Source organism: Brevibacillus sp. NRRL NRS-603 (assembly GCF_003013445.1).
GTDB classification, from domain to species: domain Bacteria; phylum Bacillota; class Bacilli; order Brevibacillales; family Brevibacillaceae; genus Brevibacillus; species Brevibacillus formosus.
Genome location: NZ_PXZN01000014.1, coordinates 131,818 through 148,207, shown reverse-complemented (window position 1 = coordinate 148,207; position 16,390 = coordinate 131,818). Strand labels below are relative to the sequence as shown.

Below are 16,390 nucleotides of genomic sequence, written 5' to 3'. Positions count from 1 at the left end.
GGGCACTTTTTCAAGTGTCTGTCTCCGGGTTTTCTTTCTTTTTACAGCATAAGCTTATTTGGTATCGTCAGTTTCTTTCTGTTGGTCTTCATAAAACCAGAGAGGATCATCGCAATCCTCATCACCATTGTAGTTGATTAAGATTTCTTCACCCGCTTGAATGTCCGTATACGCATAAAAATCAAACGTGTGGTTGTCGAAGTTAATCTCATACGTGGCATTTGGCGTGTAGGAATGATTAAATAGCATGCCATAGCCTAACAAAAGGGCTGTGTGATTGGCACCGTACTCAAATGCATAATCCGCGAGTAAGGTTTTCTCAATATGCTCATGCTCTTCGTTTAAATAGGGCAGCACGGGCGCTTCATGAATCAGGTCGCCTTTTCGGATATCTTGCGTTGCAAATACACCTCTATTTAATTCTCCATTGCTTAGTTTGGAGGTCTTGACTTCGATCATGCGGATCACCTGCATTTCTTATGTCTGTGGAAAACGTATCTTTCTAAGGATGACAGTTGATCGAGCAGAAAGCAATGTTTTTTATTTGATAACCAAATGATGGCGAACCGCATAAGCAGCGAGCTGGACGCGATTGGCCAATTGCAGCTTCTCGAGAATGTTTTTCAGGTGGTTTTTCACAGTGTTTTCTGCGATGATCAGCGCTTCGCTTATTTCCCGATTCGTTTTTCCGGCTCCCACATACATGACAATCTCTCGCTCTCGCGGGGTCAGAACAGCGGGTACCATTTCATCCGTCACCTCTTCTTGACGGAAGCGGTACATGAGACGGGTTGCCATTTCGCGAGTCAACTCACTATCCTCGCCGAGCAAGGCATGCAAGTAGTTAATCCAGTCGTCAGGCTCTAAATTTTTCAGCAAGTAACCTTGGGCACCGAACTGAATGGCCGTGATGAGGTCAGCAACGTCGTCGGAGACGCTGAGAATGACGACCTTGATGTGAGGGTATGCTTTTTTGACCTCACGGGTCGCTTCGAGTCCGCTCCATTTCGGCATGTTGATGTCCATGAGCACAAGGTCCGGTTGTATTTGTCCGCATAAGAGAAAGGCTTCCTCGCCATTTTGCGCTTCTCCGATGACCTCAAAAGAGGGATCGGGATCAAGCAGACTGCGAATGGCCATACGAGCCATCGGGTGGTCGTCGGCAATCAATACACGGTAAGCGTTCATAGTGTTTTTCCTCCTGAATGAGAAGATAAGCGGATGACCGTACCGCCTGCGGGTCGTACCTGAATGTCGATGGAGGCGTTCAACTGGCGCGCTCGCTCACGTATCATGGACAGACCGTATTTTTTCGTATCGGGAGAAGGGTTGGAAATCCCAATGCCATCGTCCTCAACGGCGAGAAGCCAGCCAGTTGTTTCATCCGTCGTGAGGTGAATCCACGAATGCTTGGCCTGAGAATGCTTGCGAATGTTGGCAAAAGCTTCTTGGATGATCCCGAACAGTTGCACTTCTGCGGTGGGAGTGAAAAAGCCGTCTTTGACATGCAATTCGCTAGCAACGTCGATTCCAGATAACGCGCTCCATTGCGCCAGCCATTTCTCAAGGCGTTGATCCAGACTGCCTTCTTCTGGCAATGAGCGCAAGTTAAAGATGGCTTGGCGAACATGATTGTCGATGGCAGATACAGCGACCCGTGCATCGTCCAAGTGCCCCTGCTTCAGCTTTACGTTGAGGAAGAACAGAGACTGCGCAATTCCGTCGTGTAATTCGCGGGCAAGGCGTTCCCGTTCTTCATAGACAGCGCGACGGGCTTGTTCCTCGACAATTCGTGCATTCATTTGTTTAAGGGTGTGAAACATCCAGGTAGCGAATAAAAAAGAGAGAAAGAGCGTCAAGAGGGTAATGTACACATTTCCGACTTCCATAGACATATAGGGCAGCAGAAAGTCGTGACGGATAAATTCAAAACCCCCGATGATGATAGTTGGAATCAAAAAGGTCAACCAATAAAAGATCCGATAGGACATGCAGATGCCTCCTTGCATGACTGTTGGCAAACATTCCTTAAGTATACCGAATGGGACGAGCGGATGGTATACTCAGGTGAGAAAAGGTGGAAAGCAGGAGGGAATGTCATGAGCACGATTGCGAAAGCGTTGACAATAGCGGGTTCAGATAGCGGTGGGGGAGCTGGGATTCAGGCAGACCTGAAAACCTTTCATCAACTCGGTGTGTACGGGATGAGTGCAATCACAGCGATCACTGCACAAAATACATTGGGCGTAGCAGGCGTATATCCGTTGCCGACAGAGGCAGTCGCCCAGCAAATGCATGAGGTGCTACGTGATCTTGGCACTGACGCGGCGAAAACGGGCATGCTGTTTAACGCTGATATTATTCGTGCTGTTGCGGAACAGGTCAAAGCATTTGACCTGAAAAAGCTGGTGGTAGACCCTGTGATGATTGCCAAGGGAGGGTCAAAATTACTGCTGGACGAGGCGATCGTTGCATTGAAAAAAGAGTTGCTGCCACTCGCGGAAGTCGTCACACCTAACTTGCCGGAAGCAGAATGCTTGACTGGCATGAGAATCGACACGACAGACGAGATGCGCGAAGCGGCAAAAGCGATACATGCGTTAGGCGCCCGCAATGTCCTGATGAAGGGTGGACATATGCAAGGGGATGTTGTTGTTGATATTTTGTTCGACGGTGCGTCATTCCATGAAATATCCCATGAGCGCATTCATACACGCCATACGCACGGCACAGGTTGTACGTTTTCAGCGGCTCTCACAGCGGAGTTAGCCAAAAATACACCGCTCACCACTGCGGTTGAGAAAGCAAATCGCTTTATCTTCGAAGCAATTAAAACAGCACCACAATTGGGTGGCGGGCATGGGCCGACCAATCACTGGGCGATTGTAGACTAAGTTTATCAAAAGAATGCCCCACAGCGATGCCATACAAGCAATCGCTGATGGGGCATTCTTTATTTGACTTCTAGAGAAAAAGTACCTTGAAGGCGTTCAGGATAGCTGGACAGAGGAAAGGAATAGGAAGTAGGTGTGCCTTTGTTTGTTTTTCGCTTGAATAGTATGGAATAGTTTTGAATGGATTCATCTTTTGTTGCAGATGAAGCGCTTCCTTGCACATAATCATATTCATTTCCCAGGTCGTCAGTCAGGTCATACCCTAAGGATATATGAGAGTGTTTATCTTGAGGCGGAACCTTCAAAGAAAAGTCCATACCCACCACATCATCGACTTGACGCAGTGCTGTTAATTTTAAGCGATCATTCGGCACGTTTGTTAATGTACCTGTCTTCGCGTCGATAACGATTCGCAATTTATCTTTGTCTAGGGCACGAATGCCATCGGCTTTGAGAATAAGCTTTTCGGGCTCTACAAAATAAATACTTTCCAGATTGTATATCCTCCTATTCTCACCGTTATCACGAACAGGAACACCATTTCCCCAAAAAGCGAATGTTTCTCCTTTTTCATCTTCGAGCCTTAGCTTATCAAAATCAAATATGTGCTTTTGGTTAGCTGGATCAAAGCGAATGCTCACTTCAGTCTGAGTGGGAAAGACTGCGATTTGTTCAATCGTGAAACGCTGACCGTCGATCATGACTTCCTTCATCACGGGGTACACTTTTTTGTCTAAGGTCTTAAATTTGTTTTTATCTACAGCAAAGTCGATCAAGAGAGGAGTCTTTTGTTCGAGATTATCAATTGCAAGTGTGACTTTTGCAGTCATTGCATCGGGTATTTCAGTGGCTTCATTGATGACAATATCAATACGATCTTGAATCACAGGCTCTTCTCTCCCCATGCTTGACCAAGATACACCATGCTCCCATTCCTTTCCCGTTTTGTCTAACAACTCGATCTTGTGCAGGGCTACTTCTTTATCAGTAAATGGATGCTTTACAGTATAGAAGAGGACCATCCGTTTTTCGTCGGCCAAAACTTGATCGATGGTAAACGTCACATCTTCTACTGAATCACTGGCGCCAATATTCTGGATAAGATTGTGTTCTGCTGCCTTTTGCAAGCCTTTATCATCCCGAAGAAACTCTACGATCTTTTCCATCCCGGGAATCGAGCTGACATAAGCGGCAACAGCAGGTGAAAGGCGGACGGAAAAAATAAACACGAAAATAAACAAACAAGCAACCAGACTAGAACCAATGCGTATCCACCGTTTGCGGCTCCGATTTTGCCGCAGCTCTTTTGCTTGCTCCATCCCTCTTCGAATGTATTGATCAATCTCAGCGGGAACCGTGTATGGACTCGCATTCTTTTTTTCATTTTCACTCATAAAGCTCACCAGCCTTTCCCGAGATCTTTGCGGAGTGCACCCAAAGCCTTGTGCAGCCATGTTTTGATGGTGCCTTCCGGATGACCGAGTACTTCTGCAATATCGCGTATCGTCCGATCTTCAAAATATTTCAAAATAATGATGTTGCGATAATTTGGACTGAGACGAGCGAGAGCCTCTTCGATTTGAATACGCTCGACATTCTGGTCATCCATAGGAATAATTGCACGACTTTCGACGTCATCCTCCATGGGACCCAAGATGATCCGTTTTCGGCGCTTTTGCTCATCCAGACAAATATGAATAAGGATGCGGGTCAGCCAAGTACGAAAATACGCAGGCTGTTTCAATCGTGCCAGCTTGAGGTAGGAACGGCACGTTGCTTCCTGAATGGCTTCCAATGCATCCGTCTCATTACGAAGAAAGGCGTAGGCGATTTTATACAGTTGTTCTTTATGAAGGCTGACGAGTTGAAAAAAGGCATCATCATCCCCAACTTTTGCGCGCGAAACGAGCTGTTCCAGATTCACTTTTTCCCCTCCTCTAGCATTAGACGGCTCAGGTGCCAAAACGGTTTTCATAAATTGTCAGCCGAGCTCTTTTTTTTGAACCAATCGCCTGTCCACTGCTTACTGTAAAAGAAAGAAGCGTGTGGGGATGGGGTGCAAGTGCATGTGGATCAAATGGGTTACGATTCATGAATCGTATGGACTCCCGCGGATTGCTCAGGAATGTCGGCGTTATTTAGAAATGAAAGGAATTCGAGTCAGGCTTTTGTCCAGACAGACAAAAAAGGCAGGACATGTCTATACATTGCAAGTACCGCAAACGCAGCAGGAGCAAGCAAAGGCGCTGCTGCGCCATTTTAAGAACACCCTGAAATAACGGAGCAAAGCCATACTTCCCCTTAGGTCCAGTCGAATGGCATGGGCATACTAGGTGAAGGGGGGATGGTGGCTATGGGAACGACCCTTTTGGAAAGACCTGAAAAAACGGAGCAAAAAGGGAGCAAGCTGTTTGTTCCGGATTATATTTTCGTCGAGCCAAATGCATTGAATTATCCACTAGGGCAAGAGCTGTATCGCCGTTTTCAAAAGGAAAGAATTCCGATGCAGATGACGACCAGCCATAATCAGGTTCGTGGCATCCCTGGGGATACAGAAGTGGAAAAATATCGCAATGCGAAGCGGACATTGGTCATTGGTGTACGCAAAACATTAAAGTTCGAGACTTCCAAGCCTTCCGCAGAATATGCCATCCCACTTGCTACGGGATGTGCTGCCCACTGTCACTATTGCTATTTGAACACAAATATCGGGACAAAGCCGTATGTTCGGGTGTACGTCAATACAGATGAGATTCTGGCGCAGGCCGAGAAGTATATCCAAGAACGCCCGGGAGAAATTACTCGTTTTGAGGCAGCTTGTACATCTGATCCGGTAAGCATTGAGCATCTTACGGGCAATCTGAAACGAGCAATTGAGTTTATGGGCCAGCAGGAGTTTGGGCGGTTGCGCTTCGTGACCAAGTTTCACCACGTGGATTCCTTGCTGGATGCCAAGCACAACAAGCACACTCGATTTCGCTTCAGCATGAATGCCGACTATGTCATCAAAAATTTTGAGCCAGGCACATCCAGCTTTCATCAGCGACTGGAGGCAGCTGGGAAGGTAGCCAAGGCTGGTTATCCGCTCGGCTTTATTTTAGCGCCTTTGTATTGGTTTGACGGATGGGAAGCGGGGTATACCGATTTGCTGGAGCGGCTGCGTTCGCAGTTGGTCCCCGAAGCGATGGAAGATTTGACGTTCGAGTTGATCCAGCACCGTTTTACTAAGATTGCTAAAAGCTTGATCCTCCAACGCTATCCGAAAACGAAGCTGGAGATGAAGGAAGAAGAGCGCAAGTATAAATGGGGGAAATACGGGAAAGGGAAGTATGTCTATCCCGACATCCAAGCAAAGGCTTTGCAAGCCCATTTGGAAAGCGAAATTGCCCGACTGTTTCCGCAAGCTCGTGTTGAATATTTTACCTAAGAACCAGACTGCTCTTGATGAAGAGCAGTTTTTCTTTTTGTGAAGCATACTACCAAACGATACCAAACGACACGATGCGAATGTTTTCGACAAACGCTTACATACATGCTAGAATATGGAGTGCTCTCATTTTCTTGAAAGGAATCGAAGCATACATGAAGTCCATATTAATTACCGTTGAGGGACCTATTGGTATTGGGAAAACCTCTTTATCACGGGAACTAAGCCGTGCATGCAACTTGCAGCTATTGGAAGAGATTGTCTACGAAAACCCGTTCCTGGGTAAATTCTATGAAAATATTGCCGAATGGAGCTTTCAACTCGAGATGTTTTTCCTCTGCAATCGCTACAAGCAGTTGCAGGATATTCATTCACAGTTCCTGAATCAAGGCATTTCCGTTGTTTCTGATTACAATATTTTCAAAAATACGATTTTTGCCAAACGGACGTTGCAAGGAGATAACCTGCCAAAGTACCTCAAAATTTATGATATCCTAACAGAGGATTTGCCTCAGGCCCATTTGGTAATCTACATGACTGCTTCGATTGAGACCGTGATGAAGCGGATTGCAATGCGCGATCGCGAAATGGAGCGCAGCATGGATGTCACTTATATGGAGAACCTGATTGCTGATTACAACGAGTTTATGGAAGCGTTTGAAAAGCATCATCCGGATACGCCTGTCATCAAATTCGATTGTGACGATTTGGATTTTGTACATCGACCAGAAGATTTGAAGATTGTACTAGATCGAATTGCACCACGGATTCAAGAGTTGATGGGAAAAGAAGGATAGGAAACGAAGGAAAAGTAAGCATGGGGATAAGGAGTTTTTTACATGTCGAGGTTTCAAAACAGCACACTTCGTGAAAAATACGGGATACCAAACAACGCAGTGATTACGATCGGCGGGACTGTAGGGGTAGGAAAATCCACCTTTACTCATGCCTTGGCAGATCAGCTCGGATTTCGTGTGTCCGTAGAAAAGGTTGACAATAACCCGTATTTGGGCCGTTACTATAACGATTTATCGCGTTGGGGTTTCCATTTGCAAATTTTCTTTTTGGCAGAACGCTTTAAGGAACAAAAAAGGATGTTTGATTATGGCGGCGGTTTTGTCCAAGATCGCTCTATTTATGAGGATACCGGGATTTTTGCCCGCATGCTGTACGAGCAAGGCAACATGACAGAAGAAGATTACCGCACTTATACAGAACTTTTTGAAGCGATGGTCATGACGCCTTACTTCCCGCATCCGGATATTTTGATTTACTTAGAGGGAAGCTTCGATGATATTATTGGTCGCGTAAAAGAGCGCGGGCGTCCGATGGAGCAACAAACTCCGATCGATTACTGGCAGGATTTATTTGGCCGCTATGATAGCTGGATTGCCTCCTTTACTTCCTGTCCGATTTTGCGGGTCAATATCAACGAATACGACGTTGTGGAGGACCCATCTTCCGTAGAGAGCATTATTGCTCGGGCTGCTGAAAAAATTCGGATTGGACGAGCTACACGCTTTTCATCATAGAAGCCCATAGCAATAACAAAAGCACCCCTGCATTTTGCCGGTAAGAAGGCGGAAGCAGGGGTACTTTGCTTTTATTTGGTGCGATATCCTTCCAAGAGAAGGGTCATCGCTGCTGAAACTTCCGCAAGAGATTTCTCATGATCAGGCGTCTCCGAAATCCAGAGCACGGCTTCGTTCATGGCACCAGACAGCAAATGCGTCAGAGCATCGATGGAAACGGGACGTAGGTACCCTTGATCTTGCATCGTTTGAAGCTGCTCCCTGAGATGCCGCATGGAGTTTTCCTCGTCCATCCGGCGCCACGTTTCCCATCCGATGACAGAAGGTCCATCGATAAGCAAAATCCGTTTGTTGCGATGTTCGACGGCCGCAGAGACAAAGGCCAAGCAACCCAGGATCAATTGTTGCCAAGGCTCCTCACTTTTCGCAGCTTCAGCTTCTACTCGCTCTCCGATTTCTTGTTGGACAGAAGCAAGTACTGCCTCAAATAATCCTTCTTTGCTCCCGAAATGATGGTACAGTGCACCACGGGTCACCCCGGCTTGTTTTACGATGTCTTCCATGGCGGCATCCGCGTAGCCTTGCCTGGAGAACATCTCTCTTGCTACGTCGATTAATTTTTGCATCGTCTGCTGTTTTTGCTCTGCTTTGGACATCCTCATGCTATACGATCTCCTTACTTATTTCATGCCTGATTAGACAGGGTCAACATAACTGTCAGCATACGCTGCAGAAGGCGGGATTACCTTTATGATATCAAGTAAAATGCCGTTTGGATCGGCTGTAATAAAATGCCGCTGACCAAAATCCTCGTCTCTAATGTCGAGATGGAGAGGAAGACCTGCTTTCACAATAAGTCTCTCGTATTCAGCGTCAACATCATCGACTTCGAAATTAAGGATAAGGCCACCATCTACTGGCTTTCGGAATCCTTGTGGAATCGTGTTGTGAGAAGGATCCAAGATGGCTAGCTCAAATGCCGGAGTGCTGCTTAGATTTTGCAGGCTCACATACCAGTCAGCTTCGAAAACAATTTCAAATCCAAAGTTTTCACGATAAAACTTCGCGCTGGCCTCAACTTGTTCTGTCAAAATGACAGGGTAAAAGCTGTTCACTTTCATTACGGATCTCTCCCTCACGATTTGGATGAGGTTAAATTAACATACATACTGTATGTATGTAAAGTGATTTCGCAATTTTTTCAACAAAGCTTTCCTACACTTTGCCACATGCAAATGGGCAACGGATAAACCCCGCTGTGGTATAATAAGAACATCTTGGAATTAAAGGGGCTCAGACATGGCAGAAGAATGGTTTGAACGCAGCTTTCGCGAAGATTATGTGCTTGTGTATCGTCATAGGGACGACTCGGCAGCAGATGGAGAGATCGCTAATCTGTTGGAAAGATTGCCGGTAAAGGACACAGGACGCGTACTTGATCTTTGCTGCGGGAGCGGGCGTCATTCGCGTGCGCTGGCTCGCCGGGGGTATGAAGTAGTTGGTGTGGATTTGTCGCCTGTTCTTTTACAGTTGGCAGAGGAACAAAACACCTATCCACAGCTAAGTTTTGCCCGCTGTGACATGCGCGACATTCCGTTTCACGAAGAATTTGATATCGTGGTGAATTTGTTTACCAGCTTTGGTTATTTCTCCACAGATGAAGAAAATGCTAACGTTATTCGTAACATGGCACAAGCGCTCAAAACAAAAGGTGAAGTGGTCATCGATTTCTTAAATGCAGCGTACGTCATCGATAATCTCGTGCCGCACTCCTCGAAGGAAGTCAGTGGGATGTTGATTGAAGAAGAACGCTGGATCCAGGATGGATTTGTGAAAAAGCGGATACTGATTTCCGATGAGTCTTCGAATGAACCGCGTGAGTATATGGAGCAGGTTCGCTTGTTTTCTGCCCAGCAAATGATTGCCATGCTTACAGAGGCAGGATTCGAAAAAATTCAAGTGTTTGGAAATTATCAGTTTGACGAATATGTGGCGCATGAATCACCGCGTATGATTTTTTATGCTGTGAAGCAATAGGTTGCGGATAACCTGTACGTCTCGTGAATATGATGGTGTAACAACCATTTATCGGGTAAAAGGGGGCATTGCTACAATGAGCAAGCTGTCTTTGGAACAGGTCAAATTGTATCTGAGCAAGGTACCTGGCTGGAAGCTGGTAGAAGACCGAATGGCGCTATCACGCACGTACCACTGTCGTGACTTTTCCACGGCGATTAGTTTCGTCAACCGTGTGGCAGAGATGCTTGAGCATGACAATCAGCACGTGGAGATTCATCTGGCAGGTGGAACAGTCACGTTTACGCTAGCCACCCGCGAGGCAAAAGGTTTAACCGGCAAAGATTTTGCATTAGCCCAGACCATTAGCAAAGTAAGCTGAAAGGCAGAAGAGAAGTAGCCGCTTCCCATAGCGAAGCGGTGTTTCTTTTTGGCTTTTTACGAGCTACTTTGTTATGATGGGCAGTATGAACCATTTCGGAGGGATTATTAAGATGGACATTCAACAACACGAGCAATTGATTCAGCTGTTGGCGGAGTATAAAAATCAAAAGGCTTCCGTGACTTTTACCCAATGGGATACCGATAGTGAAGAAGAGGAAGAGGTAACACAATTTCAAGCGCAGCTTCTGGAAACCAAGCTGACTGACAATGAATTTGAAGAAAAAGATCTACTGCTCGTGTTTACGACAGCAGAGGGCGAAGAAATGGAAATCCTGATGGAAATCCCGGGTGATGAGGTAGATTTGGCTAGCTATGAGGAAGGCCATTTGCGTATTTTTGGAACAGAAGCGGAGATTGTTTTGCAAAAATGAAAACGAAGCGAGCTTTTCGCTATGTAGGCACGCCCGATCCCATGTCTGATAAAGAGGCGTACCACTGCGAAAAATATATAAAGAAAAACAAGCATTCATTGGTGAGAGCGGGACAATATTTGGTTGATGTAACAGCCCTTGGTGCTCTGTTTCACTTGGACTGCTGGAATTGCAGGACCGTACATCGTGAGACCTGCTGTGAGGGTGGACAACCTTACGCAGTAGAAGAATGGCAGATTCCAATCTTGGAGGGGGAAATCCCCTCTATCTCTGCCGGGCTCCAGGATGAGTCTGAACGCAATCATTGGCTTCTTCATGGAGTTTGGGATCGCAATGAGCCTCCAGGAACGATTCGCATGCGACATGGCAATTGTCTTTTTTATCAAGAAAAAAATGGGCGTTACGGCTGTGCGATCCATGCTTACGCCGAGCAAACTGGTCGTGAAGTAGAGCCTCTCAAGCCATTCAGCTGTCAACTGTATCCAATCGATTTGATTGATACAGAGGATGGGATTCTGTTAACGGCCGTTACGAATGAAACATCCTCCTTTTCCAGATGGGGTACGGATTATTTGGAGCAGTTTTACTGTGCCAGTCCAGCCCGCCGAAAGCTTGCCACGCATATAGACGACAAGCTGTTTGCATTAGACGGCTATCGACCAGCTTATGAGTGGAATCTCCCTTTGTTACGTTATATCCTGCAAGATGATGCAGAGAGAATAGAAGGCATCCTTGCGAGCAGCTATCAATTGGAACGTTGAATGCCTTGTGATATGATGATGTATGCATCAAGTAGATTGATAAAGGAGCAACAGCGATGAACGTCAAGACAACTCAAGAATCTCGTACAATTCAGGCATCACTGGTTCAGCCATCTGATACGAATTACCATGGGACTATTTTTGGTGGTACGATGATGGCTTATATAGATGAGGTAGCTGCAATCGCTGCGATGCGACATTCGCGTCGCCCTGTTGTGACAGCATCGATTGACTCCATTGATTTTCTTGCTCCCGTTAAAATGGGACATTCCATCTGCCTGGAAGCGTTTGTTTCGTCAACGGGCAAAACATCTATGGAGATATTCGTAAAAGTCGTCTCGGAAAATCTCCAGACTGGCAAGCGCATTTTGACCGCGACATCTTTTCTCACCTTTGTTGCCTTAGATGAGGAAGGAAATCCGACCGAGGTGCCAGCCATCGTCCCTGAAACAGAGGAAGAAGAGCGATTGATGGCCACAGCGGATGAGCGCAAGAAAATGCGCAAAGAACGAAAAGGGAATCTGCAAGATTTCGTGAGTCAATTGAACATCGAGAAAAACATCTAATTTTTTTTGGTCTTCACCCTGAACGAACATTCGTTCAGGGGATTCTCGTTTATCCATGATGAGGAGGAATCGGGCAATGAAGTACCGCAGACTAGGAAAAACGGATCTGAACGTATCCGTGATCGGTGTAGGTACCTGGCAATTTGGCGGGGAGTGGGGGATGGATTTCTCCCAAGAAGGTGTTGACCAGATTCTCGACAAAGCAAAAGATCTCGGCATCAACTTGATTGATACAGCAGAATGCTACGGAGATCATCTGTCCGAACAGCTTATCGGAGGATATTTGAAAAAAAGCCGCCGGGAAGACTGGATTGTGGCGACGAAATTCGGGCATCATTTTCATGACAAATTTTCTCGAACCAATCACTACGGAGCAGCTGAAGTTCAGCAGCAATTGGAAAAATCGCTTCAAGCCTTACAAACCGACTATATTGACTTGTACCAATTCCACTCAGGACCTGACGAGGCTTTTGATAACGATGACTTGTGGACCTACCTCGACAAACAGGTGCAGGCAGGAACGATCCGTCATCTCGGCCTCTCGATTGCGAAAAATGACAATATGCATCAAACATCTGCCGCTACTTCGGTGAATGCAAAAGCAATCCAAGTAGTATACAATCGTCTGGATCAAAAGTCGGAAGAAGGTGTTTTTGCTTCCTGCCAGCAGCAAGACCTGGGTGTGTTGGCTCGCGTTCCGTTGGCGAGTGGTTATTTAAGCGGAAAGTATAAGCCAGGTTCTGTGTTCGGTGGTAACGATGTGCGGCATCGACATGATCAGGAGCATGTCAACAAGCTCTTGCTCCAAGTAGAAGAAATCAAGAAAAATGAAGTTCCTGAAGGAATGGATATGGCGCAGTGGGCATTGGCGTGGTGCCTCAAGCATCCGGCTGTCACAACCGTGATCCCAGGCAGCAAGAGCCCAGCGCAGGTAGAGGCAAATGCCAAAGCAGCTGACTATGTAAGCGATGAGCATCCACAAGCGAAGTCGAAATAAAAAGGATGCGTGCCATGACATCTTCCAAAAAAACGGTAAGAACGTGCGCGAATGGTCATTCTTACATGAAAAGCAGTGACTGTCCGACTTGTCCAATCTGTGAGCAAGAACGCAAACCGGATACTGGATTTCTTTCTCTGCTCTCGGCACCAGCAAGAAGGGCACTAGAACACAATGGAATCACTACCTTGGAACAGCTCGCAAGCTACAGCGAAAAAGAGATTCTGAAATTTCATGGGATGGGGCCAGCATCTATGCCGAAGCTTCGGGCAGCATTGAACGAGAAGGGATTGTCATTCAAGAACGAATGAATGGGCACAGACAACAAAAAAGGAGGAGCCGCGAGAGGACAGCGACTTCTCCTTTTCTTTTAATCTAAAAAGCGGGATCTGATCTGCGGGGTAGGTAGCATGCATTGCTCTGCTTTGCCCATCCATCGATAGCGATTTCTCGCGACCCAATCATAAATCGGATTGCGGACAGGCCTTGGGATGAGCCGAGCTATGTTTGACAGCAGAGGCCATCCACCTTGAAGCTTGCGGCCAACGTGCAAGATCGCATCCGATTTTGTATATAGCTGTCCGTTGGCGATAAAGACCACGGATGACATGTCTTTTTCCTGATAGTTGTAATGAGACAAAATTTCCTGCGCTCTCTGTGACTGCAAGGAAGCAAAATGAATGTGCCCATGCGGATCACGCTTCAAAATAAACTGGACAGCACCGTGGCACAGATGACAAACCCCATCAAACAGTAACAGGTACTCAGGGTGGTCCAGTTCTCTGCCTGCTTTCATGAGACAGCCCTCCATACTTCAAGTGGTTTATCTACATGCTTATCCTTAGCTCCATCATAACAGAGAAAGACAGTCGTTCCTATTCACCAATGATTATTCCGTCACAAATGCGAGTGTCCCTTGCTGGATCAGCTCTTCTGCCTTTACGAGATCAGGATGCATTTCGCGGTCTTCATGCAGGCGGGGAATCACCTGGCGCAACTGCTCATAGGCTCGCGCTGTACCTGTTCCAAGATCTCCCGAACCAAAATCGATAGCTTGTGCTGCTGCTAAATATTCGATGGCAAGCACCTTGGTGACATTCGATACGATCGTGCGGAGCTTGCGAGCAGAAGTCGTACCCATGCTGACATGGTCCTCCTGATTGGCAGATGACGGAATCGAATCGACTGATGCCGGATGGCAGAGCACTTTGTTTTCAGAAACAATGGAAGCGGCTACATATTGCGTAATCATAAATCCAGAATGGAGTCCGCCATTTTCGGTTAAGAATCCGGGAAGACCACTTAGCTGTGGATTGACGAGACGTTCCGTGCGTCTTTCCGAAATATTTGCCAGCTCAGCGATGGCAATGGCAAGAAAATCGGCTGCGAATGCCATTGGCTGACCATGGAAGTTCCCCCCGGAGATGACGTTGCCTGTTTCCGTAAAAAGGATAGGGTTATCGGTGACGCTATTGCATTCACGTGTAACTGTGGTCCATACATAGTCCAGCGTATCACGAGTTGCACCGTGCACTTGCGGGAGGCAACGAAGGCTGTATGGATCTTGGACGCGTAGCTCACCCTGCGCAGTCGTTCGTTTGCTGCCGGATAAATGCTGGAGTAAGCGCTTTGCTGATTCCTGCTGTCCTGGATGCGGGCGGACGAGATGGAGCTGAGGATCAAAGGCTTTTGGAATTCCACGCAGCGCTTCAATCGTCATCGCCGCAATCAATTCAGCGCTTTCAAGCAGGACTCGTGAATCATATAAGGCGAGGCAAAGCTGTGCGGTCATCGCCTGTGTACCGTTAATCAGAGCCAGACCTTCTTTTGCCTCCAGTCGAATAGGGGAGAGACCTACTTCGCTTAGCGCTTCTTTGCCGGAAAGCCGCTTGCCATTGACGAGCGCTTCACCTTTGCCGAGCATGACCAGTACCATATGAGCGAGAGGGGCCAGGTCTCCGCTGGCACCAAGGGAGCCTTGTTGAGGAATAATCGGATGAACCCCTCGATTGCATAGTTCTACTAGCTGAAGTAATGTTTCTTCCCGAATTCCCGAATACCCCTTTGCCAAGGCGTTGATGCGTAATGCCATCATCGCACGGACAACTTCAACGGCATAAGGGTCGCCCATCCCGCAAGCATGACTCATAATCAAATTTTCTTGCAGCTTGCTTACGTCCTCATCGTGGATCATGACATCGGAGAATTTTCCGAAGCCAGTGGTGATTCCGTATACGACCTCCTGCTGCGACACCATTTTCTCCACCATGGCACGTGAAGCACGAACACGATTCAATGCTTCTTCGGTCAATTGAATGTGGGTGGCGTTTCTAGCAATGGAAACAACATCTTCGATACGCAATTGATCCCCATCTACTTTAACAACGTTTACTTGCTGATTCATCTGTAATTTCCTCCTTTAGCAGAGCAGAGAACGAAAAGAGCGAGGGGTTAGGATATCATCTCCTAACCCCTCGCTCGAGAGCATGTATGTGATTGGATAAAAACGTGTAAGCCTGCATTCGTCGCGGCATACGTTCTTCCTCACTTTCGTTCATATGCAACTGTCTGATTATTTTATCTATTGCTACCATTGTATCAAATGCCTACGTGCAGTCAAGATGATCTTGTCACGGCGGCTTCCCTAGAGAGCAAAAAACGGGCTTAGTCCATTTTTTTAAACTGGGCGATAGTCGTCTCTCGAGTTGGATAAATGTCATACCATGTACTGTGTTAGTTCATCCGAAAGGACGTGTAGAATTCCGTGGAAAAGCGACGTAAGATGCCGCCTATGCCTACCGCACTCCCAAGGCGTCCTAAAGAAATGCCGAAACCGCCTTCTTCAGCGATGCCATTGCCGTCTCCATCGATGCCGTCACCTATCAAGCCTTCTCCTGAAAAGCCCAAGTCGGAAAGTCCAATCAATCCGAATCATTCTATTCCGGCGCGCCCAATGCCGCAAAAACCGATCATGCCTGCTCCCAATCTGGCTAACCCGAACGTGCCAAACGTCATGCCGCCAAATCGGATACCAGCAAATCCAACGCCACCCAACCGGATGCCGGCAAACCCTATGCCTAATGCTTCGCCGAATGTAAGGCCAAATGAGAGCCCAAACATGAGGCCAAACGTTAGACCAAACGTGCGACCAAATGAGAGTCCAAACATGAGGCCAAATGTCAGACCGAACGTAAGGCCAAACGAAAGTCCAAATATGCGGCCAAATGTCGGACCAAATGTAAGGCCGAATGTAAGGCCGAATGTCAGACCAAATGTGCGGCCGAACGAAAGTCCAAATATGATGCCAAATCTAAGACCGAATATCAGGCCAAATATCAGGCCGAATGCGCGACCGAATGAGAACATAGGAAGGGAACTGGAG

General features: G+C 47.0%; 23 protein-coding genes. 12 read left to right on the top strand and 11 right to left on the bottom strand.

Annotation, left to right across the window (positions count from 1 at the left end):
* Positions 1–54 precede the first annotated feature (54 nt).
* The 3 genes from C7R94_RS15015 to C7R94_RS15005 all read right to left on the bottom strand — a co-directional run bounded on the left by C7R94_RS15015 (position 55) and on the right by C7R94_RS15005 (position 1,991).
* Positions 55–459: an SET domain-containing protein gene (locus tag C7R94_RS15015; RefSeq protein WP_047068672.1), complete on the bottom strand. Its 405-nt coding sequence runs from the start codon at positions 457–459 to the stop codon at positions 55–57.
* An 81-nt stretch (positions 460–540) separates the two neighbouring features.
* Positions 541–1,188 carry a response regulator gene (locus C7R94_RS15010; protein ID WP_106782372.1) on the bottom strand — a complete coding sequence of 216 codons (648 nt, stop codon included), beginning with the start codon at positions 1,186–1,188 and terminating at the stop codon, positions 541–543.
* Positions 1,185–1,991: a sensor histidine kinase gene (locus C7R94_RS15005; protein WP_106782370.1), complete on the bottom strand. Its 807-nt coding sequence runs from the start codon at positions 1,989–1,991 to the stop codon at positions 1,185–1,187. The genes C7R94_RS15010 and C7R94_RS15005 overlap by 4 nt, the downstream gene beginning before the upstream one ends.
* Positions 1,992–2,099: 108 nt before the next feature.
* Between C7R94_RS15005 and thiD the strand changes: the two genes are divergently transcribed.
* Positions 2,100–2,894 carry a bifunctional hydroxymethylpyrimidine kinase/phosphomethylpyrimidine kinase gene (gene thiD, locus C7R94_RS15000; RefSeq protein ID WP_106782367.1) on the top strand — a complete coding sequence of 265 codons (795 nt, stop codon included), beginning with the start codon at positions 2,100–2,102 and terminating at the stop codon, positions 2,892–2,894.
* Between the two features lie 59 nt (positions 2,895–2,953).
* Here the strand turns inward: thiD and C7R94_RS14995 are convergent, their stop codons facing one another.
* Together C7R94_RS14995 and C7R94_RS14990 are read right to left on the bottom strand one after the other, a co-directional pair.
* The gene (locus C7R94_RS14995; protein WP_106782365.1) at positions 2,954–4,288 is read right to left on the bottom strand and encodes a DUF4179 domain-containing protein; all 1,335 of its coding nucleotides are present in this window, start codon (positions 4,286–4,288) and stop codon (positions 2,954–2,956) included.
* A gap of 5 nt (positions 4,289–4,293) precedes the next feature.
* Complete coding sequence (locus C7R94_RS14990; RefSeq protein ID WP_199197938.1) at positions 4,294–4,818, bottom strand: sigma-70 family RNA polymerase sigma factor; 525 nt, start codon at positions 4,816–4,818, stop codon at positions 4,294–4,296.
* A gap of 127 nt (positions 4,819–4,945) precedes the next feature.
* Here C7R94_RS14990 and C7R94_RS14985 point away from each other — a divergent pair, with 127 nt between their 5' ends.
* The 4 genes from C7R94_RS14985 to C7R94_RS14970 all read left to right on the top strand — a co-directional run bounded on the left by C7R94_RS14985 (position 4,946) and on the right by C7R94_RS14970 (position 7,853).
* Positions 4,946–5,173 (top strand): hypothetical protein, encoded by a 228-nt coding sequence (locus tag C7R94_RS14985; protein WP_106782359.1) that lies wholly within the window; start codon positions 4,946–4,948, stop codon positions 5,171–5,173.
* A 74-nt stretch (positions 5,174–5,247) separates the two neighbouring features.
* Positions 5,248–6,321: a spore photoproduct lyase gene (gene splB / locus C7R94_RS14980; protein ID WP_106782357.1), complete on the top strand. Its 1,074-nt coding sequence runs from the start codon at positions 5,248–5,250 to the stop codon at positions 6,319–6,321.
* A gap of 155 nt (positions 6,322–6,476) precedes the next feature.
* The gene (locus C7R94_RS14975; RefSeq protein ID WP_106782489.1) at positions 6,477–7,118 is read left to right on the top strand and encodes a deoxynucleoside kinase; all 642 of its coding nucleotides are present in this window, start codon (positions 6,477–6,479) and stop codon (positions 7,116–7,118) included.
* Between the two features lie 42 nt (positions 7,119–7,160).
* Complete coding sequence (locus tag C7R94_RS14970) at positions 7,161–7,853, top strand: deoxynucleoside kinase (RefSeq protein ID WP_106782354.1); 693 nt, start codon at positions 7,161–7,163, stop codon at positions 7,851–7,853.
* Positions 7,854–7,924: 71 nt separating this feature from the next.
* Here C7R94_RS14970 and C7R94_RS14965 read toward each other — a convergent pair whose 3' ends face one another.
* Together C7R94_RS14965 and C7R94_RS14960 are read right to left on the bottom strand one after the other, a co-directional pair.
* Positions 7,925–8,515 carry a TetR/AcrR family transcriptional regulator gene (locus C7R94_RS14965; protein ID WP_106782352.1) on the bottom strand — a complete coding sequence of 197 codons (591 nt, stop codon included), beginning with the start codon at positions 8,513–8,515 and terminating at the stop codon, positions 7,925–7,927.
* A 33-nt stretch (positions 8,516–8,548) separates the two neighbouring features.
* Entirely contained in the window at positions 8,549–8,974 is a 426-nt protein-coding gene (locus C7R94_RS14960; RefSeq protein WP_106782350.1) for a VOC family protein, read from the bottom strand.
* Positions 8,975–9,152: 178 nt separating this feature from the next.
* Here C7R94_RS14960 and C7R94_RS14955 point away from each other — a divergent pair, with 178 nt between their 5' ends.
* The 7 genes from C7R94_RS14955 (at position 9,153) to C7R94_RS14925 (ending at position 13,319) form a co-directional block, all read left to right on the top strand.
* Positions 9,153–9,890, top strand: coding sequence for a class I SAM-dependent methyltransferase (locus tag C7R94_RS14955; protein WP_106782348.1), 738 nt, complete (start codon positions 9,153–9,155; stop codon positions 9,888–9,890).
* Positions 9,891–9,966: 76 nt separating this feature from the next.
* Positions 9,967–10,251 carry a 4a-hydroxytetrahydrobiopterin dehydratase gene (locus C7R94_RS14950; RefSeq protein WP_007724250.1) on the top strand — a complete coding sequence of 95 codons (285 nt, stop codon included), beginning with the start codon at positions 9,967–9,969 and terminating at the stop codon, positions 10,249–10,251.
* 112 nt (positions 10,252–10,363) lie between these two features.
* The gene (locus C7R94_RS14945) at positions 10,364–10,684 is read left to right on the top strand and encodes a hypothetical protein (RefSeq protein ID WP_047068683.1); all 321 of its coding nucleotides are present in this window, start codon (positions 10,364–10,366) and stop codon (positions 10,682–10,684) included.
* On the top strand, positions 10,681–11,445 hold the full coding sequence (locus tag C7R94_RS14940; protein ID WP_106782346.1) for a DUF3109 family protein: 765 nt from the start codon (positions 10,681–10,683) through the stop codon (positions 11,443–11,445). The genes C7R94_RS14945 and C7R94_RS14940 overlap by 4 nt, the downstream gene beginning before the upstream one ends.
* A 56-nt stretch (positions 11,446–11,501) precedes the next feature.
* Positions 11,502–12,011, top strand: a complete 510-nt coding sequence (locus tag C7R94_RS14935) for an acyl-CoA thioesterase (protein WP_106782344.1) — start codon at positions 11,502–11,504, stop codon at positions 12,009–12,011.
* Positions 12,012–12,087: 76 nt separating this feature from the next.
* Positions 12,088–13,008, top strand: coding sequence for an aldo/keto reductase (locus C7R94_RS14930; RefSeq protein WP_106782341.1), 921 nt, complete (start codon positions 12,088–12,090; stop codon positions 13,006–13,008).
* Positions 13,009–13,022: 14 nt separating this feature from the next.
* Positions 13,023–13,319, top strand: a complete 297-nt coding sequence (locus C7R94_RS14925) for an RNA polymerase alpha subunit C-terminal domain-containing protein (RefSeq protein WP_106782339.1) — start codon at positions 13,023–13,025, stop codon at positions 13,317–13,319.
* A gap of 59 nt (positions 13,320–13,378) precedes the next feature.
* On the opposite strand, the gene C7R94_RS14920 is transcribed toward C7R94_RS14925, so the two are convergent.
* From C7R94_RS14920 to C7R94_RS14905, 4 genes are all read right to left on the bottom strand, one after another.
* Positions 13,379–13,819 carry a thiol-disulfide oxidoreductase DCC family protein gene (locus C7R94_RS14920; RefSeq protein WP_047068688.1) on the bottom strand — a complete coding sequence of 147 codons (441 nt, stop codon included), beginning with the start codon at positions 13,817–13,819 and terminating at the stop codon, positions 13,379–13,381.
* 78 nt (positions 13,820–13,897) lie between these two features.
* The gene (hutH, locus tag C7R94_RS14915; protein WP_106782336.1) at positions 13,898–15,412 is read right to left on the bottom strand and encodes a histidine ammonia-lyase; all 1,515 of its coding nucleotides are present in this window, start codon (positions 15,410–15,412) and stop codon (positions 13,898–13,900) included.
* Positions 15,413–15,741: 329 nt separating this feature from the next.
* Entirely contained in the window at positions 15,742–15,933 is a 192-nt protein-coding gene (locus C7R94_RS14910; protein WP_047068690.1) for a hypothetical protein, read from the bottom strand.
* 6 nt (positions 15,934–15,939) lie between these two features.
* Positions 15,940–16,374, bottom strand: coding sequence for a hypothetical protein (locus C7R94_RS14905; protein WP_106782333.1), 435 nt, complete (start codon positions 16,372–16,374; stop codon positions 15,940–15,942).
* Positions 16,375–16,390: the final 16 nt, after the last annotated feature.

Coding starts and splice junctions, on each gene's coding strand:
- C7R94_RS14925 (WP_106782339.1), top strand. CDS start 13,023: ATGACATCTTCCAAAAAAACGGTAAGAACGTGCGCGAATGGTCATTCT.
- C7R94_RS14995 (WP_106782365.1), bottom strand. CDS start 4,288: ATGAGTGAAAATGAAAAAAAGAATGCGAGTCCATACACGGTTCCCGCT.
- C7R94_RS14965 (WP_106782352.1), bottom strand. CDS start 8,515: ATGAGGATGTCCAAAGCAGAGCAAAAACAGCAGACGATGCAAAAATTA.
- C7R94_RS15015 (WP_047068672.1), bottom strand. CDS start 459: ATGATCGAAGTCAAGACCTCCAAACTAAGCAATGGAGAATTAAATAGA.
- C7R94_RS14935 (WP_106782344.1), top strand. CDS start 11,502: ATGAACGTCAAGACAACTCAAGAATCTCGTACAATTCAGGCATCACTG.
- hutH (WP_106782336.1), bottom strand. CDS start 15,412: ATGAATCAGCAAGTAAACGTTGTTAAAGTAGATGGGGATCAATTGCGT.
- C7R94_RS14985 (WP_106782359.1), top strand. CDS start 4,946: ATGGGGTGCAAGTGCATGTGGATCAAATGGGTTACGATTCATGAATCG.
- C7R94_RS14970 (WP_106782354.1), top strand. CDS start 7,161: ATGTCGAGGTTTCAAAACAGCACACTTCGTGAAAAATACGGGATACCA.
- splB (WP_106782357.1), top strand. CDS start 5,248: ATGGGAACGACCCTTTTGGAAAGACCTGAAAAAACGGAGCAAAAAGGG.
- C7R94_RS14945 (WP_047068683.1), top strand. CDS start 10,364: ATGGACATTCAACAACACGAGCAATTGATTCAGCTGTTGGCGGAGTAT.
- C7R94_RS14955 (WP_106782348.1), top strand. CDS start 9,153: ATGGCAGAAGAATGGTTTGAACGCAGCTTTCGCGAAGATTATGTGCTT.
- C7R94_RS14975 (WP_106782489.1), top strand. CDS start 6,477: ATGAAGTCCATATTAATTACCGTTGAGGGACCTATTGGTATTGGGAAA.
- C7R94_RS14950 (WP_007724250.1), top strand. CDS start 9,967: ATGAGCAAGCTGTCTTTGGAACAGGTCAAATTGTATCTGAGCAAGGTA.
- C7R94_RS14960 (WP_106782350.1), bottom strand. CDS start 8,974: ATGAAAGTGAACAGCTTTTACCCTGTCATTTTGACAGAACAAGTTGAG.
- C7R94_RS14905 (WP_106782333.1), bottom strand. CDS start 16,374: ATGTTCTCATTCGGTCGCGCATTCGGCCTGATATTTGGCCTGATATTC.
- C7R94_RS14930 (WP_106782341.1), top strand. CDS start 12,088: ATGAAGTACCGCAGACTAGGAAAAACGGATCTGAACGTATCCGTGATC.
- thiD (WP_106782367.1), top strand. CDS start 2,100: ATGAGCACGATTGCGAAAGCGTTGACAATAGCGGGTTCAGATAGCGGT.
- C7R94_RS14940 (WP_106782346.1), top strand. CDS start 10,681: ATGAAAACGAAGCGAGCTTTTCGCTATGTAGGCACGCCCGATCCCATG.
- C7R94_RS15005 (WP_106782370.1), bottom strand. CDS start 1,991: ATGTCCTATCGGATCTTTTATTGGTTGACCTTTTTGATTCCAACTATC.
- C7R94_RS15010 (WP_106782372.1), bottom strand. CDS start 1,188: ATGAACGCTTACCGTGTATTGATTGCCGACGACCACCCGATGGCTCGT.
- C7R94_RS14920 (WP_047068688.1), bottom strand. CDS start 13,819: ATGGAGGGCTGTCTCATGAAAGCAGGCAGAGAACTGGACCACCCTGAG.